This window comes from Aquamicrobium sp. LC103, from assembly GCF_001014615.2.
Taxonomy (GTDB): domain Bacteria; phylum Pseudomonadota; class Alphaproteobacteria; order Rhizobiales; family Rhizobiaceae; genus LBCQ02.
Genome location: NZ_LBCQ02000001.1, coordinates 251,472 through 273,700 on the forward strand (window position 1 = coordinate 251,472; position 22,229 = coordinate 273,700).

General features: G+C 66.8%; 16 protein-coding genes and 1 pseudogene. 5 read left to right on the plus strand and 12 right to left on the minus strand.

Going from position 1 to position 22,229, the window contains the following annotated elements:
* Window positions 1-74 precede the first annotated feature (74 nt).
* Window positions 75-1,142, minus strand: a complete 1,068-nt coding sequence (trpS, locus tag XW59_RS01265) for a tryptophan--tRNA ligase (RefSeq protein WP_047146995.1) — start codon at window positions 1,140-1,142, stop codon at window positions 75-77.
* A 152-nt stretch (window positions 1,143-1,294) separates the two neighbouring features.
* Here trpS and XW59_RS01270 point away from each other — a divergent pair.
* A pseudogene (locus XW59_RS01270) lies at window positions 1,295-1,574 on the plus strand (type II toxin-antitoxin system RelE/ParE family toxin).
* The gene (locus tag XW59_RS01275) at window positions 1,549-1,863 is read left to right on the plus strand and encodes a HigA family addiction module antitoxin (protein ID WP_047146994.1); all 315 of its coding nucleotides are present in this window, start codon (window positions 1,549-1,551) and stop codon (window positions 1,861-1,863) included. Before XW59_RS01270 ends, XW59_RS01275 begins: the two are co-directional and overlap by 26 nt.
* On the opposite strand, the gene murJ is transcribed toward XW59_RS01275, so the two are convergent.
* Both murJ and XW59_RS01285 read right to left on the minus strand, forming a co-directional pair.
* Complete coding sequence (gene murJ / locus XW59_RS01280) at window positions 1,864-3,456, minus strand: murein biosynthesis integral membrane protein MurJ (protein ID WP_047146993.1); 1,593 nt, start codon at window positions 3,454-3,456, stop codon at window positions 1,864-1,866.
* Window positions 3,457-3,517: 61 nt separating this feature from the next.
* A complete protein-coding gene (locus XW59_RS01285; RefSeq protein ID WP_047146992.1) occupies window positions 3,518-6,319 on the minus strand; it encodes a [protein-PII] uridylyltransferase in 2,802 nt (933 codons plus the stop codon).
* A 133-nt stretch (window positions 6,320-6,452) separates the two neighbouring features.
* On the opposite strand from XW59_RS01285, the gene XW59_RS01290 reads away from it, so the two are divergent.
* Window positions 6,453-7,427 carry a small ribosomal subunit Rsm22 family protein gene (locus XW59_RS01290; RefSeq protein WP_047146991.1) on the plus strand — a complete coding sequence of 325 codons (975 nt, stop codon included), beginning with the start codon at window positions 6,453-6,455 and terminating at the stop codon, window positions 7,425-7,427.
* A gap of 15 nt (window positions 7,428-7,442) precedes the next feature.
* Here the strand turns inward: XW59_RS01290 and XW59_RS01295 are convergent, their stop codons facing one another.
* Together XW59_RS01295 and mutS are read right to left on the minus strand one after the other, a co-directional pair.
* Complete coding sequence (locus tag XW59_RS01295) at window positions 7,443-7,931, minus strand: hypothetical protein (RefSeq protein WP_047147207.1); 489 nt, start codon at window positions 7,929-7,931, stop codon at window positions 7,443-7,445.
* Window positions 7,932-7,978: 47 nt separating this feature from the next.
* A complete protein-coding gene (mutS, locus tag XW59_RS01300) occupies window positions 7,979-10,696 on the minus strand; it encodes a DNA mismatch repair protein MutS (RefSeq protein WP_047147206.1) in 2,718 nt (905 codons plus the stop codon).
* 148 nt (window positions 10,697-10,844) lie between these two features.
* Here mutS and XW59_RS01305 point away from each other — a divergent pair, with 148 nt between their 5' ends.
* Window positions 10,845-13,133, plus strand: coding sequence for an NADP-dependent malic enzyme (locus XW59_RS01305; RefSeq protein ID WP_047146990.1), 2,289 nt, complete (start codon window positions 10,845-10,847; stop codon window positions 13,131-13,133).
* 163 nt (window positions 13,134-13,296) lie between these two features.
* Window positions 13,297-14,073: a trehalose-phosphatase gene (gene otsB, locus XW59_RS01310; protein WP_137326958.1), complete on the plus strand. Its 777-nt coding sequence runs from the start codon at window positions 13,297-13,299 to the stop codon at window positions 14,071-14,073.
* A gap of 18 nt (window positions 14,074-14,091) precedes the next feature.
* Here the strand turns inward: otsB and XW59_RS01315 are convergent, their stop codons facing one another.
* The 7 genes from XW59_RS01315 to XW59_RS01345 form a co-directional block, all read right to left on the minus strand.
* A complete protein-coding gene (locus tag XW59_RS01315; protein WP_246665972.1) occupies window positions 14,092-15,003 on the minus strand; it encodes a GNAT family N-acetyltransferase in 912 nt (303 codons plus the stop codon).
* Between the two features lie 106 nt (window positions 15,004-15,109).
* A complete protein-coding gene (locus tag XW59_RS01320) occupies window positions 15,110-17,395 on the minus strand; it encodes an ATP-binding protein (protein WP_047146988.1) in 2,286 nt (761 codons plus the stop codon).
* A gap of 86 nt (window positions 17,396-17,481) precedes the next feature.
* Window positions 17,482-18,471 carry an MDR family oxidoreductase gene (locus XW59_RS01325; RefSeq protein ID WP_047146987.1) on the minus strand — a complete coding sequence of 330 codons (990 nt, stop codon included), beginning with the start codon at window positions 18,469-18,471 and terminating at the stop codon, window positions 17,482-17,484.
* A gap of 85 nt (window positions 18,472-18,556) precedes the next feature.
* Entirely contained in the window at window positions 18,557-19,045 is a 489-nt protein-coding gene (gene lspA, locus XW59_RS01330) for a signal peptidase II (RefSeq protein ID WP_136068345.1), read from the minus strand.
* Complete coding sequence (locus tag XW59_RS01335; protein ID WP_047147203.1) at window positions 19,042-19,896, minus strand: RNA methyltransferase; 855 nt, start codon at window positions 19,894-19,896, stop codon at window positions 19,042-19,044. Before XW59_RS01335 ends, lspA begins: the two co-directional genes overlap by 4 nt.
* 211 nt (window positions 19,897-20,107) lie before the next feature.
* Complete coding sequence (locus XW59_RS01340; RefSeq protein WP_047146986.1) at window positions 20,108-21,160, minus strand: class I SAM-dependent rRNA methyltransferase; 1,053 nt, start codon at window positions 21,158-21,160, stop codon at window positions 20,108-20,110.
* A gap of 101 nt (window positions 21,161-21,261) precedes the next feature.
* The gene (locus tag XW59_RS01345; protein WP_047146985.1) at window positions 21,262-22,227 is read right to left on the minus strand and encodes an ornithine cyclodeaminase family protein; all 966 of its coding nucleotides are present in this window, start codon (window positions 22,225-22,227) and stop codon (window positions 21,262-21,264) included.
* Window positions 22,228-22,229: the final 2 nt, after the last annotated feature.

Here is a 22,229-nt window from a genome sequence, read left to right on the forward strand (position 1 = left end):
CCAGCACCGTCATCAATCTGCCATCTGGAACGGCGGCCGGCAAGCGCCCGCCTCTCCGCCGACCCGGCGAGGCCTCAATCGTTCAGCAGGCCGACGATCTCGTGCACGGATTTCATCGTCTTCTGCGCGAGCGCGCCGGCGCGCTCGCCGCCGTCACGCAGCACGCCGTCGATGAAAGCCTTGTCGTCGAGGATGCGCCGCATCTCGGAGGCGATCGGTGCAAGCTTCTCCACCGCCAGGTCGGCGAGCGCCGGCTTGAACACGGAGAACTGCTGGCCGCCGAACTCGGAAATCACCTCCTGCCGGGTCTTGTCGGAAAGAGCGGCATAGATGCCGACGAGGTTTTCCGCCTCGGGACGCCCCTCCAGGCCCTCCAGTTCGGAGGGCAAGGGTGCCGGATCGGTCTTCGCCTTCCTGATCTTCTTCGAGATCGCGTCGGCATCGTCGGTGAGGTTGATGCGCGAGAGGTCCGACGGGTCGGACTTCGACATCTTCTTCGAGCCGTCGCGCAGGCTCATCACCCGCGTCGCCGGTCCCTCGATGAGCGGCTCGGTCAACGGGAAGAAGCCGTTGACCTTCTCCTCGCCCACTTCCATCTCGACTTCCAGGCCGAGCTCGGCGATGCGGTCGGAGAAGTCGTTGTTGAACTTCTGCGCGATGTCGCGGGTGAGCTCCAGATGCTGCTTCTGGTCGTCGCCGACGGGCACGTGGGTCGCCCGGTAGACCAGGATGTCCGCCGCCATCAGGCTCGGATAGGCGAGCAGGCCGAGCGAGGCGTTCTCGCGGTCCTTGCCGGCCTTGTCCTTGAACTGCGTCATGCGGTTCATCCAGCCGATGCGCGCCACGCAGTTGAATATCCAGGCCAGCTCGGCATGCTGCGGCACGCGCGACTGGTTGAAGACGATGTGCTTCTTCGGGTCGATGCCGGCGGCGAGATAGGCGGCCGTGATCGACCTCGTCTGCTCGGCGAGATCGGCATGGACGAGCTGCGCCGTGATCGAATGCATGTCGACCACGCAATAGATGCAGTCGTAGCTGTCCTGCAGCGCGACGAATTTGCGGATCGCGCCGAGATAATTGCCGAGATGGAGATTGCCGGTCGGCTGGACGCCGGAAAAGACGAGAGGCTTGAAGGCGGACATGGAATGTTCCTCGTGGCTTGTGGAGGGCCGTTTCGCGCGCGGCGAAAATCGATGCGCGCTTATGGCCGATGGCGCGAACGCCCGCAAGGGGACGTTGCATCCAAGTCGAAGCATTTCTTGTTCCTATAACGTTAGGCGTTATAATAGGTCGAATGATCCAAAGCTTCGCGGATGCGGAAACGGAAAAAATCTGGAACGGCTTGCGCAGCCGCAAGCTGCCGCCAGATATCCAGAACAAGGCGCTGGTCAAGCTCAGGCTTCTCAATCAGGCCCGCAGGCTCGATGACCTCAAGGTGCCCCCGGGCAACCGCCTCGAAGCTGAAAGGGGATCGAAAAGGCCAATTTTCGATCAGGATCAACGATCAATGGCGCATATGTTTTCATTGGAATGAAGGAGGATCGAACAATGTCGAAATTGCCGACTACCACTGACGATCACCTCCACAATCCACACGCGGGCGAAATCCTGGCGTCCGAATTCCTCGAGCCCATGGCGCTCAGTCAAAACGCGCTCGCGCGGGCGATTGGAGTTCCGCCTCGCCGCATCAACGAGATCGTTCTCGGCAAGCGCGCCGTCACCGCCGACACCGATCTCCGACTTGCCCGTTATTTCGGGGTATCGGAGGGATTCTTCCTCGGTCTTCAGCACGACTACGAGATCATGGAAAGGAAGCGGCAGCTCGGCGACGAACTGCTCAAAATCCGGCCGCGCGCCGCCTGATCATTCCTCCGGCGCGGATACGGGAACACCGCCCTTTCGCCTGATGCCGCGGCGAACCATGCCGATGTCGGCGCCGCCCGTGGCGAAGGCGCAGGCGAAATAGATGATCGCGCCGCCGGCAACCAGAATGCCGAGCGCCGCGACCTGCTCCAGAAGCACGGCATCGGCCGAAAGGTAGGGCGCGAGCCAGCCCGCCCCGAAATGCAGCGCCGCCGCCATGATCGCGGCGGCGAGCACCAGGCGCGGTATGCGCGTCATCAGCGGCCGGTCGCTGCCCCAATGGCCGCGCCAGACGAGGACGCCGAGCAGCATCGCCGCATTCGCCCATCCAGCCGCCGCCGAGGCGACCGCGATGCCGGGCGCGCCCATGTCCGGGAAGAGGAGCAGTGCCAGCGAAATGTTGATGGCGACCGAAATCGCCGCGAAGATCATCGGGGTGCGCGTGTCCTCGCGGGCGAAATAGCCCGGCGTGAACGCCTTGATCAGCACGAAGGCCGGAAGGGCCAGGCCGAAGATCGCGAGGACCGCCGCCACGACGGGCGTGCTGTTGCCGGCGGCGAACTCGCCGCGCTCGTAGAGCACGCGCACGATCGGTTCGGAAATCACCAGCAGGGCTGCGGCCGCCGGCAGGGTCAGGAACAGCGTGAATTCCACCGAACGGTTCTGCAGGTTGGTGGCTTCGACATCGTTGCCGGCCTTCAGGGCGCGCGCCAGCTCCGGCAGGAGCACGATGGCGACGGCGATCCCGACGACGCCGAGCGGGAGCTGATAGACACGGTCGGCAAGGGCCAGCGACGAGACCGCGCTTTCCTGCCCCGAGGCGATCGCCGTGCCGATCAACTGGTTGATCTGGGTGATGCCGCCGGTGACCGCCGCCGGGAAAGCCAGCACCAGGAGCCGCTTCACGTTCGGCGTCAGGCGCGGACGCTTGAAGCGCACGCTGATGCCGGCATGGCGCACCGCGCCCCAGACGATGGCGAGCTGGACGAGGCCGGCCGCCAGCACGCCCCAGGCGAGGCCGTAGCCCACGCCCATGCCGTCATAGCCGCGATACCAGGCATAGGCGAGAACGGCGATCAGGATGACATTGAGGAAGACAGGCGCGACCGCGGCGGCGAAATAGCGGCGCAGCGAATTGAGCATGCCCGCCATCATCGCGCCCAGCGACATGCACATGAGATAGGGGAACATCACGGTCGCGAGGCTGACCGTCAGGTCGAACTTCTCCGGATTGTCGGCGAAACCCGGCGCGACGATGGTCGCGACGAGAAGCGGCATGGCGAGCTGCATCACGATGGTCAGCCCGATCAGCACGGTGAAGAGGACGCCGAACACCTCCTCGGAGAAACGCCGGGCGCCGTCCATGCCGTTCGCCTCGATCTCCTTGGCGAACAGCGGCACGAAGGCGGCGTTGAAGGCGCCTTCGGCGAAGAGCCTGCGGAAGGTGTTGGGAAACTGGAACGCCGCGTAGAAGGCGTCGGCGATCGGACCCGTGCCGAGCGCGGCCGCCATCAGCATCTCGCGCGTGAAGCCGAGTATCCGGCTCATCAGGGTCCCGGAGGAGACGGTGGCGAATTTCCTGATGAGGCTCATGCGACCGGCCGCTCGCTTTCACTGTGTGGAGGTCGGCGGTGCGCCGATCTGGTCTTCACGCTCACTCGGCGGCCGCCCTGGGTTTGGGGCCGCGCTGCGCCGCCTCGCCTTCCAGCGTCGCCAGCAGCCTTGCGCGGATGTTGGCCTGGCGCGTCGGGTTCTCGATCTTCTGGCCGGTCAGGTCGGTGACGTAGAAAGTGTCGATCACCTTCTCGCCGAAGGTGGTGATATGGGCCGAGGCGATGTCGAGCGAGAGGTCGGAAATCGCGCCGGTGATCTCGGAAAGCAGGCCGGGCCTGTCGAGACCCGCCACCTCGATGACCGAGAAGCGGTTGGAAAGCGTGTTGCGGATGTCGGCGCGCGGCTCGATGCGGAAGGCCTTGGCCCCGCGCTTCGGCTTCGCCCGCTTCTCTATGATCTCCGGCAGCCAGCTCTTGCCGGAAAGCACGTCCTCGATGAGCCGGCCGACACGCTCGGCGCGGCGGCGCTCGTCCTCGTCCATGTCGAACTCGCGGCTGATCAGGATCGTGTCGAGCGCCCGCCCGTCGGAAGTGGTGAATATCTGCGCGTCGACGATGTTGGCGCCGGCCGCGGCGCAGGCGCCCGCGATCACCGAGAGAAGGCGCGGATGGTCCGGCGAAAGCACGGTGATCTCCGTCACCGCCTCGAATTCATGTGTGCGCACCATGGTGGCGAGCCGTCTGCCGGCTGCATCCGCCTCGCGGATGAACCCGGCGTGGCGAAGCTGGTCGTCCAGGTCGACGGTGAGCAGGTAGTTGTCGTAGTGGAGCGCGAGATAGTGCTTGCGCTGCGCGGTCTCCCAGCCCGAAAGCGCATCCTCGAGCGCGGCGCGGGCCTCCTGGGCGCGCTGGGCGCGGGCGACCTCGGAAAAGCCGCCGGTCAGCATCAGCTCGGTCTCGAAGTAGAGAGTGCGCAGGAGCTGGCCCTTCCAGCCGTTCCACACGCCGGGGCCCACGCCCCGAATGTCGCAGACGGTGAGGATCAGGAGCAGCTTCAGCCGCTCGACCGACTGCACGATGTCGCCGAAATCCTGGATCGTCTTGCGGTCGTTCAGGTCGCGCGTCTGCGCCGTCAGCGACATCAGCAGATGATGCTCGATCAGCCAGGCGATGGTTTCGGTGTCCTCGGCGTTGAAGCCCATATGCGGGCAGAGCCGGCGGGCGATCTTCGCGCCGGCCTCGGAATGATCCTCCGGCCGCCCCTTGGCGATGTCGTGGAAGAGAATGGTCACGTAGAGGAGCTCGCGGCGCGCGCGCAGGCCCGGCATCAGCGCATGCGACAGCGGATGCACCTTCGCCCCGTCGCCATGCTCGATCTCCGACATGACGCCGACGCAGCGGATAAGGTGCTCGTCGACCGTGTAGTGGTGGTACATGTTGAACTGCATCATCGCCACGATCTTGTTGAAATCGGGGATGAGCTTGCCGAGCAGCCCGGCCTCGTTCATGCGGCGCAGATTGAGCTCCGGATTGCGGTCGGAGGTCAGCACGTCCATGAACAGCCGGTTGGCTTCCTTGTCGCGGCGCAGATTGCGGTCCACCAGCGTCAGCGAGCGGGTGAGCAGCTTGAGCGCGTCGGGATGGAACTCCAGCCCGTGCCGGTCGGCGAACCAGAACAGCCGGATCATGTTGACCGGGTCGCGCTCGAACACCTTGTCGTCGGCGATGTTGATGCGGTGGTTGTCGATGATGAAGTCGCTGGTGCCGGCAAGCTTGCGCCGGCGGCGCGAGAAATTGAGAAAGATGCGGTTGAAGCCGGGGACGTGCTTGGCCTGCTCCTCCTCGAGCGCGGCGCAGAAGATGCGCGTCAGGTCGCCCACCGTCTTGGCGGTGAGGAAGTAGTGCTTCATGAAGCGCTCGACGGCGGAAAGCCCCGGATGCGTGGTGTAGCCGAGCCGCTCGGCGATGTCGCGCTGGATGTCGAAATGCAGACGCTCCTCGGCCTTGCCGGTAAGGAAATGCATGTGGCAGCGCACCGCCCAGAGAAAGTCGTCGGCCTTGCGGAACTGGAGATATTCCTGCCGCGTGAAGACGCCCTTCTCGACCAGGTCCTCGCCGGAGCGCACCCGGTAGAAATACTTGCCGATCCAGAACAGCGTGTGCAGGTCGCGCAGTCCGCCCTTGCCGTCCTTGACGTTCGGCTCCACGACGTAGCGGCTCTCGCCCGCCTTCGCATGCCTGTCGTCGCGTTCGGCGAGCTTGGCCTGGACGTATTCCGGGCCGGTGTCCTTCACCACCTCCTCGTCGAACCGGCTGACCAACGTGTCGAACAGCGCCTCCTCGCCCCAGATGAAGCGGGCCTCGAGGATAGTGGTGCGGATGGTCATATCGCCGCGCGCCTGACGGATGCACTCGTCGATGTTGCGCGTCGCGTGGCCGACCTTGAGGCCCAGATCCCACAGCATGTAGAGGATGTATTCGGCGATCTGCTCGCACCACGGCGTCCGCCGATAGGGCAGCACGAAAAGCAGGTCGATGTCGGAGCCCGGCGCCAGCGTGCCGCGCCCGTAGCCGCCGACCGCGACGATCGCCATGCGCTCGGCCGAGGACGGGTTCTTCGCGTGATAGACATGCGCGGCCGCGAATTCGTAGAGCTCGCGGATGATCTCGTCCATCAGATGCGAGATCCTCGCCGCGCAAGCGGTGCCGCTGCCGTCCCGCATCAGCATCGCCTCGGCCGCCTTGCGGCCCGCCGCCAGCCGCGCCTTGAGCAGGTGGAGCAGCGCGCTCCTCACCGTATGGCCGGAACCGTCGCCGCCGGTATCCACCGTCAACGCGGAAAGATCGCGGCGCAAGACCTCGCCGTCGATGATCTCTTCAAGTTTGAGAGGGACTCTGGCCATCAGGTTTTCCGTTTTCGGCGGCGCTGTATAGCGCGTTTCGCCGCGACAAGGAACGGCTCTGTGCGGCGGGCTTGTGCCGCCTGCCGCCAGCCGTTATTGCGGGGCGGTTTCGCACCGCAGGACAAGTAACAAGATGGAGCTTCCCGCAGCGCTTCGCCAGGCCGTCGAGCAGGCGCTGGAAGGCACGCCGCTTCCGGATCTGCGCCGCGCCGCCGATCTCCTGTCGCGCCGCTACCGCGCCGAGACCCGCGACGGGCGCCTGCATGTCGGCGACGATCTCGCCGCCAGGGCCTATCTCGCGACCCGTTTGCCGGCGACCTATGCGGCGGTGCGCCGCAGCCTCGCCGAATTCGCCGAGATGCGGCCCGGCTTCTCGCCCGCAAGCCTGCTCGACGTCGGCGCCGGGCCCGGCACGGCGTTCTGGGCCGTCTCGGACGAATGGCCGGACGTCGAAAGCGCCACGCTCATCGAGGCAAGCGGCGCCATGCGCAAGGCCGGCGAAGGGCTCGCGCAAGCCGCGCGCGCCCCGATTTCCTGGCGCTCGCTCGACGTCGAGGGCGGCCTCGAGGACATCGACGCCGCCGAATTGGTGACGCTTTGCTACGTGCTCGACGAGCTTGCGCCGCCGGTTCGCGACAGGCTGGTCGACAGGCTGTGGTCGCTGACGGCGGACACGCTCGTCATCGTCGAGCCGGGCACGCCGGCCGGCTGGCAGCGCATAATCGCCGCCCGTGACCGTCTTCTTGCCGCCGGCGCCGCCATCGCCGCGCCCTGCCCGCATCACGCGCCCTGCCCGCTCAAGGCGCCCGACTGGTGCCATTTCGCTCAGCGCGTGGCCCGCTCCCGGCTGCACCGGCGCGCCAAGGGCGGCGAGGTGCCGTTCGAGGACGAGAAGTTCATCTATCTCGCCGCGTGTCGCCATCCGCTCGAAAGCCCGCACGCCCGCGTGCTGGCATCACCGCGCGCGGCGAGCGGCGCGGTGCGGCTGAAGCTCTGCCGCGGCGATGGCACGTCAGGAGACGAACTCTTCACGCGCCGTCAGGGAGCGGCCTTCAAGACCGCGCGGCGGCTCGGCTGGGGCGATGCCTTTCACGAGAATCCGGACTGAAACGGCCCGTCCGGGTCATTTCTTCTTCGGCTGCGCCTCGCGCTTTTCCTCCTGCGTCGGCGGCTGGATACGGCTCGAAAGCCATTGATAGGCGCCGAGCGCCACCAGGGCGAACATGGCGGCGACGAAGAGCAAGGCCGGGTAGATCGCCTGCTCGACGCTGGTCTGGTGGGTCTTGAACACCATCACCAGCGCTTCGAGGCTCATGGCGATGACGATGATCGTGGTGAACTTGGTGATGGAACGTCGCGATTCCATCGACGAGCGCAGCTCGCTGTCGCGGAATATCTCCTCCTCCGCGATGAACTTGGCCGTCTCCACCACGGCAAAGCCGATGATCAGCAGGCCGATGCTGTCCAGCGTGACGTTGACCAGGTCGGGCGAGGTCAGATTGGTGGCGATCTGCCAGATCGCGCTGACCAGAAGCAGGGCGGCGATCACCACGAACAGCAGCGTGGCGACAATGAAATAGACCTGAGCGGCTCCATCGTAGAATTTCTGCATCGCGTCTCCGTCCTCCTCGCCTGTCCAGACACGCGGTTGCCCACGGCTCACGGCGATTTTTGAGCCAATTCCCGCATCCGGTAAAGGGTTTCCAACGCCTCGCGTGGCGTCATCTCGTCGAGATTGAGCGCGGCGAGCGCCTGCGCCACCGCATCGTCCCTCGCCGGTGCCGGCTGTTCCTTCCTCACGGTCGCCGAAAACAGCGGCAGGTCGTCGACCAGCCGTTCCGCCTTGCCGCTGGTCTCGCCCTCCTCGAGCCGGTGGAGCACCTCGCGGGCGCGTTCCACCACCGCTTCCGGCAGACCCGCGAGACGCGCCACCTGCACGCCGTAGGAGCGGTCGGCCGCGCCCTTGCCGACCTCGTGCAGGAAGACCACGTCGCCCTCCCACTCCTTCACCTTCATGGTGACGTTGTGGAGACGGGAAAGCTTCTCGGCCAGCGCCGTCATCTCGTGGAAATGGGTGGCGAAGATCGCGCGGCAGCAATTCTTCTCGTGGAGGTATTCGACGGCCGCCCACGCGATCGACAGCCCGTCGAAGGTCGCCGTGCCGCGGCCGATCTCGTCGAGGATGACCAGCGAGCGCAGGCCGGCCTGGTTGAGGATCGCGGCTGTCTCCACCATCTCCACCATGAAGGTCGAGCGCCCGCGGGCAAGATCGTCGGAGGCGCCGACACGCGAGAAGAGCCGGTCGACGACGCCGATATGTGCCTCGCGCGCCGGCACGAAGGAGCCCATCTGCGCGAGGATCGCGATCAGCGCGTTCTGGCGCAGGAAGGTCGACTTGCCGCCCATGTTCGGCCCGGTGAGCAGCCAGATCGCGCCGTACCTGCCGCTCTCTTCCGGCGAGAGATCGCAATCATTCGCCACGAAGGGATCGGCGAGCTGGCGGCGCAGGGCCTGCTCGACCACCGGGTGGCGACCGCCCTCGATGCGGAAGGCGAGGCCGTCGTCCATCTCCGGCCGGCAGTAATTCTCCTGCGCCGCCAATATGGCGAGCGCGGAGGAGACGTCGAACTCGGCCAGCGCGGCCGCGCCCGCCCTTATCGCGTCCGCATGCGAGACGGTCTCGGCCACCAGCTTCTCGAAGATGCCGAGCTCGATCGTCAGCGCCCGGTCGGCCGCATTGGCGATCTTGGTCTCCAGCCCGGCCAGCTCGGTCGTGGTGAAGCGCATGGCGTTCGCCATGGTCTGGCGATGGATGAAGCGCGCCTTGGCCGCGTCCGAGCCGGTCATCACCTCGGCATGGTTCGCCGTCACCTCGATATAATAGCCGAGCACGTTGTTGTGCCTGATCTTGAGCGAGCGGATGCCGGTCTCCTCGACGAGGTCGCGTTCCATCGCCGCGATCACCCGGCGCGACTGGTCGCGCAGCGCCCGCATCTCGTCGAGCTCGCCGTGATAGCCGGCGCGCACGAAGCCGCCGTCGCGCTTCAACAGCGGCAGTTCGTCGTCGAGCGCCCGGTGGAGGTGATCGGCGAGGCTCGATGGAAGCGCCGCGATCGTCTCGCAGGCCGCCTTCAAATCCTCCGGCAGCATTGCGCCGGCAAGCGCCTCGCCGGCGAGGCGGGCCGCCTCCAGCCCGCCGCGCAGGGCGCCGAGATCGCGCGGACCGCCGCGGTTGAGCGCCAGCCGCGACAAGGCGCGCGGCATGTCGGGCGCGCCCTTGAGCACCTCGCGCAGCGCTTCGCCGAGCCGCGTTTCGACGATGAGAAAGGAAACCGAATCGAGCCTGCGATTGATCGCCGCCGGATCGGTGAGCGGCGCTGTCAACCGCTCGGCGAGCAGTCGCGCGCCGCCGCCCGTGACAGTGCGGTCGATCGCCTTCAGGAGCGAGCCGTCGCGATTGCCCGAAAGCGTGCGCACCAGTTCGAGATTGGCGCGGGTGGCGGGATCGATGAAGAGGCTCGCCCCGTTTTCCTCGCGCTCGGGGCGAGCGAGCGGCGGGCGTTCCGATATCTGCGTCTTCTCGACATAGGCAACGGCGCCCGCGATCGCCGAAAGCTCGGCGCGCGAGAAGGTGCCGAAACTGTCGGGCGTCGCCACGTCGAAGAAGCGGGCGACGCGGCCGGCCGCCGAGGCCGAATCGAAGAGCGTCGCCGGCTGCGGGTTGGCGACGCGGCCGAGCACGTCGAACACGCCGCGCAGTTCGGGATCGTGATAGACCGGATCGGCGAGGATCAGCTCGCGCGGGTCGACGCGGAGAACGTCGGCGAGAAGCCGGTCCGCCGAGGATTCGGCGACGCGGAACGTGCCGGTGGATATGTCGATCCAGGCGAGCGCATAGGCGTTGTCGGCGCCGCCCTTCACCCGCCCAAGCGACATCAGGAAATTGGCTTCCGACGGCGCGAGCAGCTTCTCCTCGGTGATCGTGCCGGGCGTGACGAGGCGCACCACGTCGCGCCGGACGACGGATTTCGAGCCGCGCTTCCTCGCCTCGGCCGGATCCTCGACCTGTTCGCAGACGGCCACGCGATGGCCCTGGGCGATCAGCTTCTGCAGATAATCGTCGGCGGCGTGAACCGGCACGCCGCACATCGGAATGTCCTCGCCCTGATGCTTGCCGCGCTTGGTCAGCGTGATGCCGAGCGCGCGCGAGGCGATCTCAGCGTCGTGAAAGAACAGTTCGTAGAAATCGCCCATGCGATAAAAGAGCAGCGAATCCGGGTTCGCGCTCTTGATCTCGATGAATTGCTCCATCATCGGCGTCGCGCCGGCGGCGGTCGGCACTGCGCTTTCACGGCGGATGGGCGTTTCCTGGTTCATGCGGTCCTTCTGATCGGAACGAATGCGCGGCAAAAAAGGGATGTCTTACCTGCTTGGCGATTTACAGCCGACAAGTGTAGCCTTATTCCGGAACACGCTGCGACACTCCACAAGAAGTAGCGCCCCTGGGAAGGAAACAATGAACATCATGCCCGCCAAGAACAAGGCCGAGCAGGCCGGCCCCTCCGTCAGCCAGCAGGAAGCGCTCGATTTCCACGCCGCCGGCCGGCCGGGAAAGCTCGAGATCACGCCGACCAAGCCGATGGCAACCCAGCGCGACCTGTCGCTCGCCTATTCGCCGGGCGTCGCGGTGCCGGTCAAGGCGATCGCGGAGGATCCCTCGCGCGCCTTCGACTACACGACCCGCGGCAACATGGTGGCCGTGATCTCCAACGGCACGGCGATTCTCGGCCTCGGCAATCTCGGTGCGCTCGCCTCCAAGCCGGTGATGGAGGGCAAGTCGGTGCTGTTCAAGCGCTTCGCCGACGTCGATTCCATCGACCTCGAGGTCGACACCGAGGACGCCGACGAATTCATCAACTGCGTGCGCTTCCTCGGGCCTTCCTTCGGCGGCATCAATCTGGAGGACATCAAGGCGCCGGAATGCTTCATCATCGAGCAGCGCCTGCGCGAGCTTATGGACATCCCGGTCTTCCATGACGACCAGCACGGCACCGCCATCATCGCCGTCGCCGGCCTGATCAACGCGCTGCACCTGACCGGCCGCGACATGGCCACCGCCAAGCTCGTCTGCAACGGCGCGGGCGCGGCCGGCATCGCCTGCATCGAGCTCGTCAAGTCGATGGGCTTCTCGCCGGAGAACGTCGTCCTGTGCGACACCAAGGGCGTGGTCTATCAGGGCCGCACCGAGGGCATGAACCAGTGGAAGTCGGCGCATGCGGTCAAGACCGACAAGCGCACGCTGGCCGACGCCCTCGACGGCGCCGACATCTTCTTCGGCCTTTCGGCCAAGGGCGCGCTGACGCCGGCGATGGTGCAGTCGATGGCGAAGAACCCGATCATCTTCGCCATGGCCAATCCCGATCCGGAGATCACGCCGGAGGAAGTGGCCGATATCCGCACCGACGCGATCATGGCGACCGGCCGTTCGGACTATCCGAACCAGGTCAACAACGTGCTCGGCTTCCCCTATATCTTCCGCGGCGCGCTCGACGTGCGCGCGACCACGATCAACGACGCGATGAAGGTGGCCGCGGCACAGGCGCTCGCGGAGCTCGCCCGCGAGGACGTGCCGGACGACGTCGCCGCCGCCTATCAGGGCAACCGCCCGAAATTCGGCCCCAACTACATCATCCCGGTGCCGTTCGACCCGCGCCTGATCTCGGCCATTCCGGCCGCCGTCGCGCGCGCGGCGATGGATTCGGGCGTCGCCGGAAGGCCGATCCTCGACCTCGAAAAATACAGGCAGGAACTTTCCGCCCGCCGCGACCCGATCGCCTCGACGCTGCAGCGCATCTACGACCGGGTGCGGCGCCAGCCCAAACGCGTCGTCTTCGCCGAGGGCGAGGAGGAGCAGGTCATGCGCGCCGCCGTCTCCTACGCCAATCAGAAGCTCGGCACCGCCATCCTGCTCGGACGCGACGACGTCATCAAGGAGAACGCGCGCAATGCCGGTATCGACCTCAACAAGCAGGGGCTCGAGATCATCAATGCCCGTCTGTCGCGCCGCAACGGCGTCTATGCCGACCACCTCTACGAGCGGATGCAGCGCAAGGGCTATCTCTTCCGCGACTGCCAGCGCCTGATCAACAACGACCGCAACCATTTCGCCGCCTGCATGGTGGCGCTTGGCGACGCCGACGCGGTCGTCAGCGGCGTGACGCGCAACTATTCGACGGTTCTGGAGGACGTGCGCCGCGTTATCGACGCGAAGCCCGGCCACCGGGTGATCGGCGTCTCGATCGCGCTCTGCCGCGGCCGCACGGTGATCGTCGCCGACACGGCGGTGCACGACATGCCCAATGCCGAGCAGATCGCCGACATCGCCGAGGAGGCCGCCGGCTTCGCCCGGCGCATGGGCTACGAGCCGCGCGTCGCCATGCTCGCCTATTCCACCTTCGGCCATCCGCAGGGCGAACGTTCCGAGCGCGTCCAGGAAGCGGTCAAGATCCTCGACAAGCGTCGCGTCGATTTCGAGTATGACGGCGAGATGGCCGCCGACGTGGCGCTCAACTACCGCCTGATGCAGCAGCAATATCCGTTCTGCCGGCTTTCCGGAGCCGCGAACGTGCTCGTCATGCCGGCCTTCCACTCCGCCTCCATCTCGACAAAGATGCTGCAGGAGCTGGGTGGCTCGACGGTGATCGGCCCGCTGCTCGTCGGCCTCAACAAGCCGGTGCAGATCGTCTCGCTCAACGCCAAGGATTCCGACATCGTCAACATGGCGGCGATCGCGGCCTACACCGCCGGGAGCTAGTTCGCGGGCGGTAGCCGAGGTTTGCCGGACGCCGCGTCTCGGCAGGCGGATCGAAAACCCGGAAAGCGGTCGCGATCCGGAACCGAAACATGCGGCAAGGGGTTGGCAACCGTCGGCAGGCGCATGCTTGCCGAAACGGACGTCACCCAATAGCCTCGGAACCATGCCTGCCGACCAGACCAGACCAGATGCCGCAAAAACCCGGCAAAATGATCCTCTTCCCGAACATCTCGACGGCGTCGCGCTGTTCCTCGACATCGACGGAACGCTGCTCGACATCGCGTCGGCGCCGGACGCCGTCGCCGTGGAGCCCGGCCTGCCCGAAGCGCTCGGCCGCCTTTCCGACAAGCTTTCGGGCGCGCTCGCGCTGATCACCGGGCGGCCCGTCGATCTGGTCGACCGGCTCTTTCCCGGCAACCGTGCCTTCGTTTCCGGCCTGCACGGCGCCGAACTGCGCGACAATGAGGGAAACATCCAACGTCCGAAAGTAAACGAGGCCTTCGAGCGCGCGCGGGAGAAGGTGAAAAGTGCCGTCTCCGGCTCGGCGGGCGTGATCTTCGAGGACAAGGGCGCCGCATTTGCGGCTCACTATCGCCTGGCGCCCGAGCGGGAGCGCGACGTCGGCGAGTTGATGGCCGAGGCCGCCCGGCTCGCCGGCGACGGCTGGACGCTTCAGACGGGCAAATGCGTCGTCGAGCTGCGGCCGCGCGGCCGCGACAAGGGCGACGCCCTCAGGAACTTCATGGCAAAGCCACCCTTCCGCGGCCGTCACCCGCTGGCGGTGGGCGACGACGTCACCGACGAGACGATGTTCGAGGCCGCGAACGGCCTCGGCGGGCGGGCGGTGCGGGTTGGAGAGCCGGCAGGTCCGACCGCCGCATCGGGCTGGGTCGAGGCACCAGCCGACATCCGCGCCTGGATCGCGCGGATTTCGGCCTGATTTCGTCGTTTTCGCCGGTCAGGCGGCGAAGCGATCGGCCTCGGCGCCGTAATAGGCGATGTAGCGCGACGAGATGGTCTTTACCGGCAGGACGATCAACACGTCGGTGGTGCCGAAATCGTGATCCACGACGCAGCCGTCGCCGATCTTCGCGCCGAGCCGCAGATAGCCCTTGATGAGCGGCGGCATGGCGGCGAGCGCGGCGCGCGCATTCACCGCCTCCGACGGCATCAGGTCCATCGGATGGTGGCGCGCCGCGACCGCCCTGGCCGCCCATTCGCCCTCGGCACGGCAGTTCTGGGCGAGGAAGGACAGAGCCTCCGCATGCGCGGCGGGAATGGTGCCGTGGAAGGACGCGCAACCGGTCATGACGTCGATGCCGTGGCGGCGGACATAGGCCCAGATTCCCTGCCACAGAAGCTCGATGGTGCGCTTCGAGCGGTAGGCCGGCAGCACGCAGGAGCGGCCGAGCTCCAGGAAGCGCAGGCGCGGATGGCGCGCCACCAGGCCCTCGAGCTCGAACTCGTCGCTGGAATAGAACCCACCGGCGTCGCGCGCGGCCTCCTGGCGGAGAAGCCGGTAGGTGCCCACGATGCGGCGATGCGCCGGTCCCTCGATCGCATGGTCGAGCACCAGCAGATGGTCGCAGACGTCGTCGAAACGATCGGCGTCGCGGCGTTCGCGCGTGTCGGCGGCCGTCCCCGTCGCTCCGAGTTCCTCATGGAACACGCGGAACCGCACCTCCTGCGCGGCGGCGATCTCGGACGGTCCGAGCGCCAGCCGCACTTCCAGCGAGCCGATGCGGCCGAGCGGCTCGCCGGGCGCGGGCCCGGCATTCAGAAGCGCTCCCCGCGACGGAGCGTCGATCGCGGACGGAGAGGAAGCATGTTCGAACGTCGCACAGTTGCGCATCGTGTCGTCTCCGGACATGGGCATGTTCCAATTCTGGCGATTCAATACGCGGGAGTTGCAACAATACTATGACGAAAGTCGCATGTCACGGAACGCAGGCCGGAAAGCCGAAAGCCGGCAAACTTCAGATCGCGATGTGATTCTCCACCGCCTCTATCAGGGCCTGCGGATCGACCGGCTTGGTGACGAAGCCGCTGGCGCCATGCGCCAGCACGCCGTGGCGGGTCTTTTCCTGGCTATCGGCGCTGAGAACGAGGATCGGCACCGGCGAAAGGCCCTTCGCCTCCTCGAACTTGCGGATATGGGCGATGGCGTCCAGCCCGTCCATCACCGGCATATGCAGGTCCATGAGCACGAGATCGTATCTGTGCGCCCCGCCCTCGCCGGTCAACGCCTCGACGGCGGCGCGGCCGTTGCTGACGAGACCGACCTCGTGGCCGGCTTTCTTGAGCGCCGACCGCGCCAGGAGCGCGTTGATCTCGTTGTCCTCGGCGAGCAGGATGCTGAACGTCACCGCGCCGCGCCGCGGCGCGTCGGCGGATTTGCCGGGCACGACCGCATGGCCCGAGGGCGACATATGGTTTGCCAGCATCACACGCAGCAAGGTCTCGCCGCGCACCGGGCGCGCCAGAAAGGTGTTGTAGCCATTGGCGCGGTATTCCGCGAGATGGCCGCGGTCCGTCGGCGCGATCAGCGTTACCGCCTCGCGGACCTGGACGCCGGCGGCCCTCAGCCGCCCGAGCAGGCGGCCGTCGACACGCTCCATCGCCGCGTCGATGAGCGCGAAGCCGTATCGATGCGGATCGCCGGAAGCAGCACTTGCCGCCTCCTCGACCGTGCGGGCGATATCTGCCTCGCCGCCATGGGCGGCGATGGTGCGCGCGATCGCTTCGGCCTCCATCAGGTTGCAGGACAGGATCAGCGCGCGGCATCCGGCAAGCGCGTTGCCGAGATCCATCGCCGGCCCGACCGCCTCGCTGGCGGGTATCTCGACGACGAATTCGGCGCCCGCCCCTTCGCGCGAGGAAACCTCGATCGTGCCACCCATCGCATCGACGATGCGATGGGAGATAGCAAGGCCCAGCCCTGCGCCGCCATGGCGCCGCGTCGAGGTTCCGTCGGCCTGCTCGAACTCCTCGAAGATGCGCGCCAGATCCTGCTGCTTCAGCCCCGGTCCGGTGTCCGACACCGCGAACCGCAAACGCGAGCCGGCGCGCATCGTCACGCTCACCAGCACGCCGCCGGTTTCGGTGAACTTGACCGCGTTGCCGACCACGTTGAGCAGCACCTGCCGCAGCCGGCCCGGATCGGTGACGATCATCGCGGGCACGTCGGGCGCGACATGGCAGCCGAGCCCGATATCCTTGCCGTAGGCGCGCGGCGCCAGCAGCTCGACGACATTCTCGACGATCGCATGCGGCGCGACCTGCTGCGGCTCGAGTTCGAACCGGCCGACCTCGATCTTCGAATAGTCGAGCAGATCCTCGATCAGCGCCAGCAGGGCGCTCGCCGAGACGGAGACGGCGCCGACATAGGTCTGCTGCTCGGGCGACAGTTTCGTGTCGGCAAGCAGCTTCGCCATGCCCATGATGCCGTTCATCGGCGTGCGGATCTCGTGGCTGACGGTCGCCAGGAAGCGCGATTTCGCCTGATTGGCGGATTCGGCACGCTCGCGCGCGGCGATCAGCGCGGTCTCGGCGCGCTTGCGCGCGGTGATGTCGCGGGCGATCGCCCGGTGCGAGACCGCGTCGCTCACCTTGTCGCGCACCGAAAGCTCGATCCAGGAGAACCATTTGACCCCGCCGTCGACGCGGATCGCGACATCGGTCGAAGACAGGCATTCGCCCTCGGAAAAAGCCGTGTCCGGCACGACGCCGACATCGATGCCGAGCTCCAGGAGCTTCCTGCCGGAAAGCGCCTTCGGCTCGCAGCCGAGAAGATCGGCGAAGACCCGGTTGGCATAGACGATGCGACCGCTGCGGTCGCGGTGGACGACGACGTCGCCCAGCGCGTCTATGAGGCCGCGGAAACGCTCCTCGCTCTCCTGCAATTCCCACATGCGGTCGGCGAGCGTCTCGATTTCCTCGCGGCTGCGGGCGGCGTTCTCGTCGAGAAGCGACGCGAGACGCATCTCGCCGTTCGCATGGCGTATGATGATGAAAAGACCGGCAAGGCCGAGCACCACCAGCGCGCCGGTCACGATCGGCGCGCTTCCGGTCACGTAGGAGACGCCGGCAAGCGTCAGCAGCGCGACGACCAGGCCATTGAGCAGCAGGGGTGGTTTCGAACCGGGCGCCTCGGGGGCGAGCGGCGGCGGCGAGATGCGTATGCGGCCGGGCGCGCCCGGAATTTCCTCCGCGCCGGAAACGCCTTCAGGCCTGTGTTCGATCTTTTCGAGGTCCGCCGTCATTGTCGGCGAACCATAGCGGTGAAGGATTAGGGAAGCTTTGGGCCGATCGGTCGAATTTTAGCGATCGGTGGAAAAACCCCTCGCCCCTACATCTCGACGACGACGCGGCCCCTGATCTTGCCTTCCACGATGTCGCGCGCGGCATCGACGATGCCGTCGAAGCCTATCGTCGTGGAAAGGGCGGCGAGCTTGGCCATATCGAGGTCCTCGGCGATTCGCCGCCACGCTTCGGTGCGGATCTCCTTCGGCGCCATCACCGAATCGATACCGAGCAGCGAGACGCCGCGCAGGATGAAGGGCGCGACGCTCGTCGGCAAATCCATGCCGCCCGCCAGCCCGCAGGCGGCGACCGCGCCGCCATAGGCGGTCATGGAAAGCACGTTGGCGAGCGTGTGGCTGCCGACCGCGTCGACGCCGCCCGCCCAGCGCTCCTTGCCCAGCGGTTTGGCGGGAGCTTCGAGTTCCTGACGCTCGATGATGTCGGCGGCACCCAATTCCTTCAGATATTGCGCCTGGTCCGGCCGCCCGGTCGAGGCGATCACATGATAGCCGAGCTTGGAAAGGATGGAGATCGCCACCGAGCCGACGCCGCCGGCGGCACCCGTCACCACGACCGGGCCGCGCGCGGGAGTGATGCCGTGGCGTTCCAATGCCATGACGCAGAGCATCGCCGTATAGCCCGCCGTGCCGACGGCCATCGCGTCGCGCGCGGTGAGCCCGGCGGGCAGCGCCACCAGCCAGTCGCCCTTGACGCGCGCGCGGCCGGCATAGGCGCCATAATGGGTCTCGCCCACGCCCCAGCCGTTGAGAATGACCTTGCCGCCGGCCTTCCAGGCGGAGTTTTCCGACGAAACGACGGTGCCCGCGAGATCGATGCCGGGAACCAGCGGCCAGCGCCTTATGACGGGAGCCGCGCCGGTGATCGCCAGCCCGTCCTTGTAGTTGACGGTGGTGGCCTCGACGGCGACGGTCACGTCGCCGTCCATCAGGTCGTTCTCGGACAGTTCGACGATGTCGACCGACTGCTTCTTGTCTTCGTCGCGTGAAACGAGAATGGCCTTGAACCTGTCCGACATCGAGTGCTCCCTAAGCTGGTATTCATGCGCGAGACTTTGCGGCGGCGGCGGCGGCAGGTCAACCGGCCGAGCCGCGTGACAGAAGCTACGAGGCGTCCTTCGCGCGTTCGCGCCGCCAGTTCAGCACCTCCTCCAGCACGACCAGCGCGGCACCCACGGAAATAAAGGCGTCCGCGAGATTGAAGATCGCAAAGGACCAGCTCGGCAGGTGAAACAGCACGTAGTCGATGACATAGCCGTGCCAGACGCGATCGATCAGATTGCCGATCGCGCCGCCGATGATCAGCGCGAAGCCGAGGCGCGCGAGCCGCTGGCTGGCGCCGGTGCGCCAGGCGATGTAGCCGACGAGAGCGATGACGGCGAAGGTGATGACGATGAGGCCGACGCTGCCGAGATCGGAAAGCATCGAGAATGCGATGCCGGTATTGTGCGTGCGATAGAGCGCCAGCGTCGGGATCACGTCGACCTGGACGTGCATGTCGAGGCTGGTCTCGACCAGATATTTGATCCACTGGTCGAGCAGCACGGCGAGCGCGACGATCCCGCCATATATGCCAAGCGATTTCAGCGTCAATTGCCGTCCTTTCCGATCGTCGGCAGGGCGTTCCTGCGTATTTCATAAAGCGCGACGCCGGTCGCGACCGCGAGGTTCAGCGAATCCGCCCTGCCGGCCTGCGGGATCCGGATCACGTCGTCGCAGGCCTCGGCCAGCGCGTCGGGAAGACCCTGCTGCTCGTTGCCCATCACCAGTACGACGGGCCGGCGCGCATAATCGACCGTGCGGTAATCGACCGATCCCTTGAGATGCGTGCCGACGAATTGCGCCGGCGTGTCCCTGCGCCAGGCGAGGAAGGCTTCGAGATTGGCCCTGGCGACCGGAACGGAAAACACCGAGCCCATGGTGGCGCGTACCGTCTCCAGCGAGAACGGATCGGTCGCCTCGCCGACGAGGATCACGCCCTTCGCGCCCACCGCGTCGACCGTGCGGATGATGGTGCCGAGATTGCCGGGATCGCGCACCCGGTCGAGCGCCACCCAGACGTCGCGGCCGGCGGGCCTGATCTCCTTCAGCGGCAGCCAGCGCTGCTGGAAGACGCCGACCACCATCTGCGGATTGTCGCGCCTAGTGATCGCCGTCAGCACCTTCTCGCTGACCTCCAGCACCAGCCCGCCCGCCGCGACCGTGCGCGCGGCCGCCTTCTCGACGGCCGGATTGCCGCGTCCGGCCTTGGCGAAGACCAGCGTCCTGATCGTCCAGCCCATGTCGAGCGCGTCGATCACGAGTTTCAGCCCCTCGGCCATGAAGGCGTTCTGCTGGTCGCGGAATTTCTTCAGCGCCAGCGCCTTGATCTCCTTGACGATCGGGTTGGAAAGACTGGTGACTTCCTTCACCTGTCCCGGCGCCCGGTGCTCGCGATTGCTCATGCGACGCTCCTCCGGAAGCATCTGCCGGTGAGCGGCGCTACAGGCATACCCCCACCCCCAACCCCTCCCCACAGGGGGGAGGGGGATCTGCCTGCGCTCGCTACTGGGGAGGAAGAGCGCGGCGGTCGAAAATCCCCCTCCCCCCTGTGGGGAGGGGTTGGGGGTGGGGGTAAATGCCCCGGCTCTCGCGTAAATATGAAGATCGCAGCCCTCATGCCGCCACCCAGCGCGAGAAGAGCGAGGTGGAGAGCGCGCGGCCGGCCGATTTCTCGCGGATGATCAGCTCGCCAGATTCGACCCTTCCGCCCATGCCGGCGAACGTGTCGCGCATCAGGGCGTGGATGGCGAAGAAGGAGGCGCGGATCGAATAGGCGGTCAGCACCACGGCGAGCGGCTTCGGCGTCAGGATCGAGCGGCAGATGTCGGCCATCGCCGGCAGGTCGTCGAAGAGCTGCCAGACCTCGCCTTTCGGCCCGCGCCCATAGGCCGGCGGATCGAACAGGATGATGTCGTACCGATTGCCGCGCCGCTCTTCCCGCTCGACGAATTTCATCGCGTCCTCGCAGATCCAGCGGATCGGCTTGTCCTGCAGGCGGGCGAGCTCCTGGTTCTCGCGCGCCCAGCCGATCGCCTTCCTGGAAGCGTCGACATGGGTGACCTCGGCACCGGCGCGCGCCGCCACCAGCGAGGCGACCCCGGTATAGCCGAAGAGGTTGAGCACCTTCACCGGCCGCCTCGCGCCGCGGATCAGACCCTCCATGTGGCTCCAATGCGAGCCCTGCTCGGGAAAGACGCCGACATGGCGGAAGGAGGTGAAGCGGCCGAGATAATCGATGCCGTCATGCTTCATCGGCCACGTCTCGCCGAGCGGTTCCCTCGGGAAGCGCCAGCGGCCCATACCCTCCTCGTCGGTGTCGCCGGTGAAGATCGCGTCGGCGCGCGCCCATTCCGCCTCGCCCAGCGCCGGTTGCCAGATCGCCTGGCCCTCGGGCCTTTCGATGCGATAGGGGCCGTATTGCTCGAGTTTGCGGCCGTTGCCGGAATCAAGCAGCGCGTAGTCCGCGTTCGGCTCGACCTCGAGGATCAGCGGCAGGCGTTCCGCCGGCAGCGCGCCGGGTCGGCGGGCGAGCACGCGGCGTGCCTGCGGCTCGGCCTCGGGTTGAGACGGTTTTGGACGGGGAGCGGCGGCCTCCGGCCGCGCATGCCGGGCCTGCGCGGCTTTCTGCGGGCGGCGGTCGCGGCGCTTGTCACGCGGGGGTTTCAAGGAAAGACGTCTCCGCAGGCGGTTTCGCGCTGCTTTTGACACAGGGGCACCGGCTTCGCAACCGAGCGAAGTGACGCGCGCCCGCGCACCATCGCGAGGCGTCAGCCGCGCGACGCTCGGTAAACCGCGATTCCGGCCGCCAGGTCCTCGAGCGCGGCACCCACCGACTTGAAGAGCGTGATCTCGTCCGCGCTTTCGCGGCCCGCCTTCTCGCCGCGCGTCAATTCGAACAGGTCGGCGACGATATCCGCCTCCTTCAGGGCGCCGGACTTCACCGCCTGGACGATGTCGCCCGCTTCCTTTGTCGCGCCCGCGCGGGTGTCGACGAAGACGCGGGCACGCCGGATCGCCTCGTCGTCGCTCTCGCGCATCGTCGGCGTGAAGGCGCCGACGAGATCGACATGGGTTCCGGGCCTGAGCAGCGTGCCCTTGACGAGGGGGTCGGTGGAAATCGTCGCGGCCGAAACGATGTCGGCCCAGCCGAGCGAGGCGTCGAGATCGGAGACCACGACGGCGTCTAGGCCTTCGGCGCGCAGTTCCGCCGCCGCTTTCTCGGCATTGGCCGGCGTGCGGTTCCATATCCTGATCTCGCGGACCGGCCGCACGGCCGAATGCGCCCGCGCCAGGAACGGGCACAGCGCGCCGGCGCCGACCACCAGCAGCCTGGAGGCGTCCTCGCGGGCGAGATAGCTCGCCGCGAGCGCCGAGGCGCAGGCGGTGCGCCATTGCGTGATGCGCTGCCCGTCAATCAGGGCCTGCGGCTCGCCCGTCTTGCCGTCCATCAACAGATAGAGGCCCATCACGGCCGGCTTGCCGACGGCGTTGTTGTCAGGCGAGACGGTGACGATCTTGACGCCGATATGGCTGTCGTCGGACGTGCCGGCGGCATCGAGGTCGTTCCAGGCCGGCATCAGGAGCAGGGTCGACGCGGCGCCGTCCGGACGCTCGATCGTATGATGGTGCCGCACCGGCTGGACCGCCCCGTTGCGGAAGGCTTCCCGCAGCGTTTCCACGAGCCCCGAATGTGTAAGGCAGCGGTCGACCTCGCCGGCCGTTATCATCAGCATGT

Coding starts and splice junctions, on each gene's coding strand:
- trpS (WP_047146995.1), bottom strand. CDS start 1,142: ATGTCCGCCTTCAAGCCTCTCGTCTTTTCCGGCGTCCAGCCGACCGGC.
- XW59_RS01275 (WP_047146994.1), top strand. CDS start 1,549: ATGTCGAAATTGCCGACTACCACTGACGATCACCTCCACAATCCACAC.
- murJ (WP_047146993.1), bottom strand. CDS start 3,456: ATGAGCCTCATCAGGAAATTCGCCACCGTCTCCTCCGGGACCCTGATG.
- XW59_RS01285 (WP_047146992.1), bottom strand. CDS start 6,319: ATGGCCAGAGTCCCTCTCAAACTTGAAGAGATCATCGACGGCGAGGTC.
- XW59_RS01290 (WP_047146991.1), top strand. CDS start 6,453: ATGGAGCTTCCCGCAGCGCTTCGCCAGGCCGTCGAGCAGGCGCTGGAA.
- XW59_RS01295 (WP_047147207.1), bottom strand. CDS start 7,931: ATGCAGAAATTCTACGATGGAGCCGCTCAGGTCTATTTCATTGTCGCC.
- mutS (WP_047147206.1), bottom strand. CDS start 10,696: ATGAACCAGGAAACGCCCATCCGCCGTGAAAGCGCAGTGCCGACCGCC.
- XW59_RS01305 (WP_047146990.1), top strand. CDS start 10,845: ATGCCCGCCAAGAACAAGGCCGAGCAGGCCGGCCCCTCCGTCAGCCAG.
- otsB (WP_137326958.1), top strand. CDS start 13,297: ATGCCTGCCGACCAGACCAGACCAGATGCCGCAAAAACCCGGCAAAAT.
- XW59_RS01315 (WP_246665972.1), bottom strand. CDS start 15,003: ATGTCCGGAGACGACACGATGCGCAACTGTGCGACGTTCGAACATGCT.
- XW59_RS01320 (WP_047146988.1), bottom strand. CDS start 17,395: ATGACGGCGGACCTCGAAAAGATCGAACACAGGCCTGAAGGCGTTTCC.
- XW59_RS01325 (WP_047146987.1), bottom strand. CDS start 18,471: ATGTCGGACAGGTTCAAGGCCATTCTCGTTTCACGCGACGAAGACAAG.
- XW59_RS01335 (WP_047147203.1), bottom strand. CDS start 19,896: ATGAGCAATCGCGAGCACCGGGCGCCGGGACAGGTGAAGGAAGTCACC.
- XW59_RS01345 (WP_047146985.1), bottom strand. CDS start 22,227: ATGCTGATGATAACGGCCGGCGAGGTCGACCGCTGCCTTACACATTCG.